An 8824-nucleotide genomic window follows, 5' to 3' on the forward strand; every position below is an offset into this window, starting at 1 on the left:
TCTCCGATCCGCGCGCTGTCGCGCTGCTCAACGCGCTGTCGACCGGCGACGCGCTCGCGACCGGTGACGGTCGCCTGCTGATCCGGACCGGCGACACCGCACACGACGCGCTCACGCAAACCGCGACGCCGGCAGGCGACGCACAGCCCGTGATGCTGAACAACCTGCTGCGCACGAAGATCACGGGCGCGCTGTCGGGGCTCGCGCTCGCGTCGCCCGACGTCGCCGCGCGCCGCGACGCGATCGATGCATTGCTGAAATCGCCCGACCCGGCGCTCAAGCCGATGATCGACCGCGCCCGTGCGAAGGAAACCGATCCCGCGCTGAAACGCCGCCTCGACGCGTTGTGGGCGATCGCCGCGCTGCACGACGCCGATCCGGCGAAGCGCCTCGACGCCGTGCAGGTGGTGGCCGCGCGCCAGGACCTCGACATGATCGAGCAGTTGCGCCCGCTCGTCGCGAAGAACGCCGACGGCAGCTATGCGGAGCCCGACGCGCGCGTGCGCGACGCTGCGCAGCAGGGTCTCGACACGCTGCACGCGTTGCAGCGCCGCGGCGAGATCGTCGGCACCTTGTTCGCGGGCCTGTCGCTCGGCAGCGTGCTGCTGCTCGCCGCGCTCGGCCTCGCGATCACGTACGGGCTGATCGGCGTGATCAACATGGCGCACGGCGAATTCCTGATGATCGGTGCGTACGCAACCTATGTCGTGCAGACGCTGATCCAGCGTTACGCGCCCGGCGCGTTCGACTGGTATCCGCTCGTCGCGGTGCCGGTGTCGTTCGTGACGGCCGCGCTCGTCGGCATCGTGCTAGAACGGCTCGTGCTGCGGCATCTGTACGGCCGCCCGCTCGAGACGCTGCTCGCCACCTTCGGCGTGAGCCTGATCCTGATCCAGGCGACGCGGATGCTGTTCGGCGCGCAGAACGTACAGGTCGTGAACCCGTCGTGGATGAGCGGCGGCGTGACCGTAATGCAGAACCTGATCCTGCCGTACAACCGGCTCGCGATCCTCGCGTTCGCGCTCGCGGTCGTATTCGTCGCGTGGGCCGTGCTGACGAAGACGCGGCTCGGCCTGTTCGTGCGCGCCGTCACGCAGAACCGCCGGATGGCCGCGTGCGTCGGCGTGAAGACCGCGCGCGTCGACGCGTACGCATTCGCGTTCGGCGCGGGCATCGCAGGCCTCGGTGGCTGCGCGCTGTCGCAGATCGGCAACGTGGGCCCCGACCTCGGCCAGAACTACATCATCGATTCGTTCATGGCGGTCGTGCTCGGCGGGGTCGGGCAGATCGCCGGCACCGTGCTCGGCGGCTTCGGGCTCGGCCTCGCGAGCAAGGCGATCGAGCCGTTCTGGGGCGCCGTGCTCGCGAAGATCGCGGTGCTCGTGATGATCGTGCTGTTCATCCAGAAACGTCCGCAGGGCATGTTTGCCCCGAAGGGCCGCAGTGCGGAGGCTTGACGTGACTTCATTCACCGACTCGTTGTCCAACCCGGTCGCCGATGCGCCGAAGCCGGCTGCCGCTACGCGCGCCGCAGACGGTGTTGCGCTCGGCCTGCCGCCCCGCCCCGCGCTGCTGTCGCGGCGCGCGTGGCTCGCGCTGATCGCACTGTGCGTCGCGATCGGCATCGGCGTGCCGCTCGCCGCGCTCGTCGCACCCGAGTCGAGCGCGTTCCACCTGTCCGCGTACGCGATGACGCTCACCGGCAAGCTGATGTGCTACGCGATCGCCGCGCTCGCGCTCGATCTCGTGTGGGGCTACTGCGGGATCCTGAGCCTCGGCCACGGGCTGTTCTTCGCGCTCGGCGGCTATGCGATCGGCATGTACCTGATGCGCGAGATCGGCCGCGACGGCAAGTACGGCAGCGACCTGCCCGACTTCATGGTGTTTCTCGACTGGCACCAGTTGCCGTGGTACTGGAGCGGCACGCAGCATCTCGCGTGGGCGGTCGTGCTCGTCGTGCTCGTGCCGGCCGTGCTCGCATGGGTGTTCGGCTTCTTCACGTTCCGCTCGCGCGTGAAGGGCGTGTACCTGTCGATCATCACGCAGGCCATGACGTTCGCCGCGATGCTGCTGTTCTATCGCAACGAGACGGGCTTCGGCGGCAACAACGGCTTCACCGACTTCAAGCGCATCGCGGGCTTTGCGATCACGTCGCCCGGCACGCGCACGGTGCTGTTGCTGCTGACGTTCGCGACGCTGGTGCTTGCGTTCATCGCCGCGCGCGCGATCGTCACCAGCAAGCTCGGGCGCGTCGTCACCGCGGTGCGCGACGGCGAGACGCGGCTGATGTTCCTCGGCTACAGCCCGCTCGCGTACAAGCTGTTCGTGTGGACCGTGTCGGCCGTGCTGTGCGGCATCGCGGGCGCGCTGTACGTGCCGCAGGTCGGCATCATCAACCCCGGCGAGATGTCGCCCGGCAACTCGATCGAGATGGCGATCTGGGTCGCGGTAGGCGGGCGCGGCACGCTGATCGGGCCGATCGTCGGCGCGTTCGCGGTGAACGGCGCAAAGAGCCTGTTTACCGCGTACTTCGCCGAATACTGGCTGTTCTTCCTCGGCCTGATCTTCGTGCTCGTGCCGCTGCTGCTGCCGCGCGGGATCATGGGCCTCGTCGAAACCGTGCTCGCGAAGGGGAAACGCGCATGAACGGAACGGCCCTCTACCAATTCACGCCGCCGCCCGAGGACAAACTGCTGGCCGTCAGCGGCACCGCATCGATGGGACGCGTGGTGCCGCCCGGCATCGACACGTCGCACGGCACGATCCTCTATCTCGAGGATATCGAGGTGAGCTTCGACGGCTTCCGCGCGCTGAAGAAGCTGTCGCTCGCGATCGACGCGGGCGAGCTGCGCTGCGTGATCGGCCCGAACGGTGCCGGCAAGACGACGATGATGGACGTGATCACCGGCAAGACGCGGCCCGACGCGGGCAAGGTGTTTCTCGGCCAGACGATCGACCTCGCGCGGATGAACGAGCCCGAGATCGCGCGCGCGGGCATCGGCCGCAAGTTCCAGAAGCCGACCGTGTTCGAACAGCATCCGGTGTGGGAGAACCTCGAGCTCGCAATGCAGACCGACAAGGGCTGGCTCGCGTCGTTGCGCGCGAAGCTCGACCGATCCGCGCAGGCGAAGATCGAGGAGACGCTCGCGCTGATCGGCCTCGAAAGCCACGCCTTCCGCGCAGCCGGCGAGCTGTCGCACGGGCAGAAGCAGCGGCTCGAGATCGGCATGCTGCTGATGCAGCGCCCCGCGCTGCTGCTGCTCGACGAGCCGGCGGCCGGGATGACCGACCACGAGACGATGGAACTCGCCGAGCTGCTGAACACGCTGCGCGGCACCTGCTCGATGATGGTCGTCGAGCACGACATGGAATTCGTCGCGGCGCTCGCGGGCGACACGGGTCGCGTGACGGTGATGGCCGAAGGCGCGGTGCTCGCGCAAGGCACGCTCGACCAGGTCAAACGCGACGACGCGGTGATCGAGTCTTATCTTGGACGATGATGCGATGCTGAAGATCGATGCACTGAACCAGTACTACGGCGGCAGCCATATCCTGCGCAACGTGAGCCTCGCCGCCGACGACGGCAAGCTCACCGTGCTGCTCGGCCGCAACGGCGTCGGCAAGAGCACGTTGCTGCGCTGCCTGATGGGCGTCGTCGCCGCGAAAAGCGGCAGCGTGTCGTGGCGCGGCACGGCGCTCGGCGCGATGCCGCCCTATGCGCGCGTCGCGGCCGGGCTCGCGTACGTGCCGCAGGGTCGCGACATCTTTCCGCGGCTGACCGTCGAGGAGAACCTGCTCGTCGGCGCGGCGAGCCGCAAGGCGCCGTCGAAGGTGCCCGACCGCATCTACGACCTGTTCCCGGTGCTGAAGGACATGCGCGCGCGGCGCGGCGGCGACCTGTCTGGCGGCCAGCAGCAGCAGCTCGCGATCGGCCGCGCGCTGATGAGCGAGCCGCAGTTGCTGATCCTCGACGAGCCGACCGAAGGCATCCAGCCGTCGATCATCCAGGACATCGGCCGCACGCTGCGCCAGCTCGTCGACGAATCGAAGATGACCGTGCTGCTCGTCGAGCAGTACTACGACTTCGCTCAATCGATCGCCGACCGCTACTGGGTAATGAGCCGTGGCGAGATCGTTGCGGGCGGCGACGCGCACGAGATGGAAGCGAACGGTGTGCGAGAGCTGATCGCGGTGTAGCGGGAAAGGTGGCCCGGGGCGGCGTCGCTTCAGACCACCGAGCCGGAGCCTCGCCGAATAGCGCATGTCAGCCGCACGCCGGCGAAGCGGCACGCACCGGGAGCCGGCGTTGCCACGCCCTGCAACGCGGGCACCGAAGCGTATATTGTTGCGGTAGCATCCTCGTTCCCCGCGCCCGTCCCCTGCTTCCCGCCGATGTCCGCCCCCGATTCCCACGCCCCGCTGTCCCGCCCCGCCGTCGCCAAGTCGTGGCGCGGCCGCCTCGAACTCGGCTTCGAGCGGCACGGCGCGCGCACGACGCTCGCACACCGGCTGCACGACGGCCCGCTGCGCGTGCAGCGGCCGCTGTATCCGGAAGGCGATGCGATCTGCCACGCGGTGATCGTCCACCCGCCGGGCGGCGTCGCGGGCGGCGACCGGCTCGACATCGACATCGCGCTCGGCGACGGCACGCATGCGGTGCTGACGACGCCCGGCGCGACCAAGTGGTACAAGTCGAACGGGCTGGATGCGACACAGCGCATCGGCATCACGGTCGGCGAGCACGCGAGGCTCGACTGGCTGCCGCAGAACAACCTGTTCTTCGACGCGGCGCATGCTTCGCTCGACTTCACGGTAAAACTCGGCGCGGGTGCCACTGCGATCGGCTGGGACGCGTCGCAGCTCGGCCGGCAGGCGGCCGGTGAAACCTGGGCGGCGGGCCGCATCGCATCGACTTCAGCGCTCGTCGATGCCGACGGCCGGCCGCTCTGGACCGAACGCGCGCTGCTCGATGCGCACGACCCGCTGCGCGGCGCGCTGCAGGGTCTCGCCGGCTTTCCCGCATACGGCACGCTGTGGGCTGCCGGCACCGCATGCGACGCCGCGCTCGCCGAATCGCTTGCCGCGCGGATGCCGTTCGATGCCACGCTGCGCGCGGGCGCGACCTGCGTGACGCCGGGCGTCGTGCTCGTGCGTGCGCTGTCGACGTCGATGGAAGCGCTGCAGCGCCATTTCACCGACTGCTGGCTGCATCTGCGGCCGATCGTGCACGGCGTCGACGCACGACCGCTGCGCCTCTGGCAAACCTGAGCGCGGTCGCGCCACGCACCGTTTCGGCGCAGCGTCGCAACCGGCGCTGCACGTTGCCCATGCATCGCGCACCACGAGCGCGCATCGCACTGCGTTCCATGCACATGGCACGCGCCTTGCTCCTTACATAACCGATACACGACGCACGCAAAACAGCGCGGTGCTACGATGGCCCGCGCGTTCGCACCGTTGCGCGCGCACCGATAAAAATTACGTTTTCCTGAACGTTTGCCTTCATGAAACTGACTCCCCGAGAGAAGGACAAGCTGCTGATCTTCACGGCGGCGCTGCTGGCCGAGCGCCGTCGCGCACGCGGCCTGAAGCTCAACTATCCGGAGGCGGTCGCCTTCATCACCGCCGCGCTGATGGAAGCCGCGCGCGACGGCAAGACGGTCGCCGAGGTGATGCATTACGGCACGACGCTGCTCACGCGCGACGACGTGATGGACGGCGTGCCGGAGATGATTCCCGACATCCAGGTCGAGGCGACCTTCCCCGACGGCACGAAGCTCGTGACCGTCCATCACCCGATTCCGTGAGGCCCCGCATGATCCCCGGCGAAATCCTCACCGACGACGGCGAACACGAACTGAACGCGGGCCGCGCGACGCTGACGCTCGTCGTCGCGAACACCGGCGACCGCCCGGTGCAGGTCGGCTCGCACTACCACTTCTTCGAAGTCAACGACGCGCTGGCGTTCGATCGCGCGGCCGCGCGCGGCTTTCGCCTGAACATCGCGGCCGGCACCGCCGTGCGCTTCGAGCCGGGCCAGACGCGCACCGTCGAGCTGGTCGCACTCGCGGGCGATCGCGCCGTCTACGGTTTTCAGGGCAAGGTGATGGGGCCGCTGTAAGCCGCGCCCCGCTCTTCAGGAACAGCACGACATGACACTACGCTTGAGCCGCCGCGCGTACGCGGAAATGTTCGGGCCGACGACGGGCGACCGCGTCCGGCTCGCCGACACCGAGCTGCTGATCGAGATCGAACGCGACTTCACGACCTACGGCGAGGAAGTGAAATTCGGCGGCGGGAAAGTGATCCGCGACGGCATGGGCCAGTCGCAGCGCGTCGCCGCCGACGTGCCCGACACGATCATCACGAACGCGGTGATTCTCGATCACTGGGGCATCGTGAAAGCCGACATCGCGATCAAGCACGGTCGCATCGCCGCGATCGGCAAGGCCGGCAATCCGGACATCCAGCCGGGCGTGACGATCGCGATCGGCGCCGCGACCGAAGTGATCGCCGGCGAAGGGCTGATCGTGACGGCCGGCGGCATCGACACGCACATCCACTTCATCAGCCCGCAGCAGATCGACGAGGCGCTCGCCTCGGGCGTCACGACGATGCTCGGCGGCGGCACGGGGCCGGCCACCGGCACCAACGCGACGACCTGCACGCCGGGCCCGTGGCACATGGAGCGGATGCTGCAGGCCGCCGACGGCTGGCCGATCAACCTCGGCTTTCTCGGTAAGGGCAACGTGAGCCTGCCGCAGCCGCTCGTCGAGCAGATCGCGGCCGGCGCGATCGGGCTGAAGCTGCACGAGGACTGGGGCACGACGCCCGCCGCGATCGACAACTGTCTTTCCGTCGCCGACGACACCGACACGCAGGTCGCGATCCACACCGACACGCTGAACGAAGGCGGCTTCGTCGAATCGACGGTCGCCGCGTTCAAGGGCCGCACGATCCACACGTACCACACCGAAGGCGCGGGCGGCGGCCATGCGCCCGACATCCTGAAGGTGTGCGGCGAGTCGAACGTGCTGCCGTCGTCGACCAACCCGACGCGCCCGTACACGATCAACACGCTCGACGAGCATCTCGACATGCTGATGGTGTGCCATCACCTCGATCCGTCGATCGCCGAGGATCTCGCGTTCGCGGAATCGCGGATCCGCCGCGAGACGATCGCGGCCGAGGACATCCTGCACGATCTCGGCGCGCTGTCGATGCTGTCGTCCGATTCGCAGGCGATGGGCCGCGTCGGCGAGGTGATCATCCGCACCTGGCAGACCGCGCACAAGATGAAGGTGCAACGCGGCGCGCTGCCGGAAGACAGCACGCGCAACGACAACTTCCGTGCGAAGCGCTACGTCGCGAAGTACACGATCAACCCGGCGCTCACGCACGGCATTGCGCACGAAGTCGGCTCGATCGAGCCCGGCAAGTGGGCCGACCTCGTGCTGTGGGAGCCGGCGTTCTTCGGGATCAAGCCGTCGATGATCCTGAAGGGCGGGATGATCGCGATGGCGCAGATGGGCGACCCGAACGCGTCGATTCCCACGCCGCAGCCGGTTCACTATCGCGAGATGTTCGCCACCCGCGGCGGTGCGCTCGCGCGCACGTCGCTGACCTTCGTGTCGCAGATGGCCGCCGATGCGGGCATCGCGGAGCGCTACGGCCTCGCGAAGCGGATCGTGCCGGTGCGCAACTGCCGCAACGTGACGAAGGCCGACATGATCCACAACGCGTGGCGCCCTTCGATCAGCGTCGACCCCGAAACCTACGACGTGATCGCCGACGGCCAGTTGCTCACCTGCGAGCCGGCCACGGTGCTGCCGATGGCGCAGCGCTATTTCCTGTTCTGATCCGATTGCCGGCTTTCGATTCATGCGCACTCTCGACAAACGCATTGCCCCGAACGTGAAACTCGCCGCGTCGCTCGTCGCGCGCGCGCCGACGCTCACGCTCGCCTACGACGCCCGCTGCAAGAGCCGCCTCGCGGCGACGCTCGACACCGGCGAGGACGTCGCGGTCCTGCTGCCGCGCGGCACGATCCTGCGCGACGGCGACGTGCTGGTCGCCGACGACGGCGCACTCGTGCGCATCGCCGCGGCGCCCGAGACCGTACTGCGCGTGCGCGCCGCCGATCCGCTCACGCTAATGCGCGCCGCGTACCACCTCGGCAACCGTCACACGCCTGTCGAGATCGGCGACGGCTACCTGAAGCTCGAAGCCGACCCGGTGCTCGCGGACATGCTGCGCCGGCTCGACACCCAGGTCGAGGAGACCCTTGCACCGTTCCAGCCGGAAGCCGGTGCGTACGGCGGCGGCCACAAGCACGGGCACGACGCGACGTTCGCCGAGGATTACGCGCTCGCGCAGCAGGTGTTCGGCGAGCATCACGGTCACGCGCATTCGCATTCTCACGACCACGACCACGACCACGACCACGACCATCAGCATGGTCCCGGTTGCGCGCACGGCCACGGCCATGACCACCACTGAACTCGTCGCGCTGCTGCACCTGGCATCGCCGGCGCTGCCGATCGGCGCGTTCAGCTATTCGCAGGGGCTCGAAGCGGCGCTCGACGCGAACCTGATCCACGACGCGGATACCGCGCGCGACTGGATCGCGAGCGGCCTGACCGACGTGCTCGCGCACGGCGAGCTGCCGTTCCTTGCGCACCAGCTCGCGCGCTGGCACGCGCACGACGCGCCGGCGCTCGCCGCCGAGAATGTGTGGTTCATCGCGAGCCGCGAATCGGCGGAACTGCGTCGCGAGACCGAACAGATGGGCTGGTCGCTCGCGCAGCTCTGCGCGAGCGACCAG

10 protein-coding genes are annotated in these 8824 nt (G+C 68.6%); all 10 read left to right on the forward strand.

Going from position 1 to position 8824, the window contains the following annotated elements; all coding sequences use genetic code 11:
• Positions 1-1457, forward strand: a 1457-nt coding sequence (gene urtB / locus G3N93_RS27600; protein WP_206134390.1) for an urea ABC transporter permease subunit UrtB, incomplete at its 5' end; no start/stop codon positions are given.
• Position 1458: 1 nt separating this feature from the next.
• Complete coding sequence (gene urtC / locus G3N93_RS27605) at positions 1459-2646, forward strand: urea ABC transporter permease subunit UrtC (RefSeq protein WP_206134391.1); 1188 nt, start codon at positions 1459-1461, stop codon at positions 2644-2646.
• Positions 2643-3500 (forward strand): urea ABC transporter ATP-binding protein UrtD, encoded by an 858-nt coding sequence (urtD, locus tag G3N93_RS27610; protein WP_206134392.1) that lies wholly within the window; start codon positions 2643-2645, stop codon positions 3498-3500. The genes urtC and urtD overlap by 4 nt, the downstream gene beginning before the upstream one ends.
• 4 nt (positions 3501-3504) lie before the next feature.
• Complete coding sequence (gene urtE, locus G3N93_RS27615) at positions 3505-4197, forward strand: urea ABC transporter ATP-binding subunit UrtE (protein ID WP_047851116.1); 693 nt, start codon at positions 3505-3507, stop codon at positions 4195-4197.
• Between the two features lie 195 nt (positions 4198-4392).
• On the forward strand, positions 4393-5268 hold the full coding sequence (locus tag G3N93_RS27620; RefSeq protein WP_206134393.1) for an urease accessory protein UreD: 876 nt from the start codon (positions 4393-4395) through the stop codon (positions 5266-5268).
• Between the two features lie 236 nt (positions 5269-5504).
• Positions 5505-5807, forward strand: coding sequence for an urease subunit gamma (gene ureA / locus G3N93_RS27625; RefSeq protein ID WP_006406310.1), 303 nt, complete (start codon positions 5505-5507; stop codon positions 5805-5807).
• Positions 5808-5815: 8 nt separating this feature from the next.
• Complete coding sequence (locus tag G3N93_RS27630) at positions 5816-6121, forward strand: urease subunit beta (protein ID WP_206124901.1); 306 nt, start codon at positions 5816-5818, stop codon at positions 6119-6121.
• A 31-nt stretch (positions 6122-6152) separates the two neighbouring features.
• Entirely contained in the window at positions 6153-7859 is a 1707-nt protein-coding gene (gene ureC / locus G3N93_RS27635; protein WP_174944372.1) for an urease subunit alpha, read from the forward strand.
• A 22-nt stretch (positions 7860-7881) separates the two neighbouring features.
• Complete coding sequence (gene ureE, locus G3N93_RS27640; RefSeq protein WP_206134394.1) at positions 7882-8499, forward strand: urease accessory protein UreE; 618 nt, start codon at positions 7882-7884, stop codon at positions 8497-8499.
• The coding region (locus G3N93_RS27645; RefSeq protein WP_277396577.1) for an urease accessory protein UreF at positions 8486-8824 on the forward strand (339 nt) is incomplete at its 3' end. The genes ureE and G3N93_RS27645, both read left to right, overlap by 14 nt.

The organism is Burkholderia sp. Se-20378, assembly GCF_017104665.1.
Classification (GTDB): domain Bacteria; phylum Pseudomonadota; class Gammaproteobacteria; order Burkholderiales; family Burkholderiaceae; genus Burkholderia; species Burkholderia lata.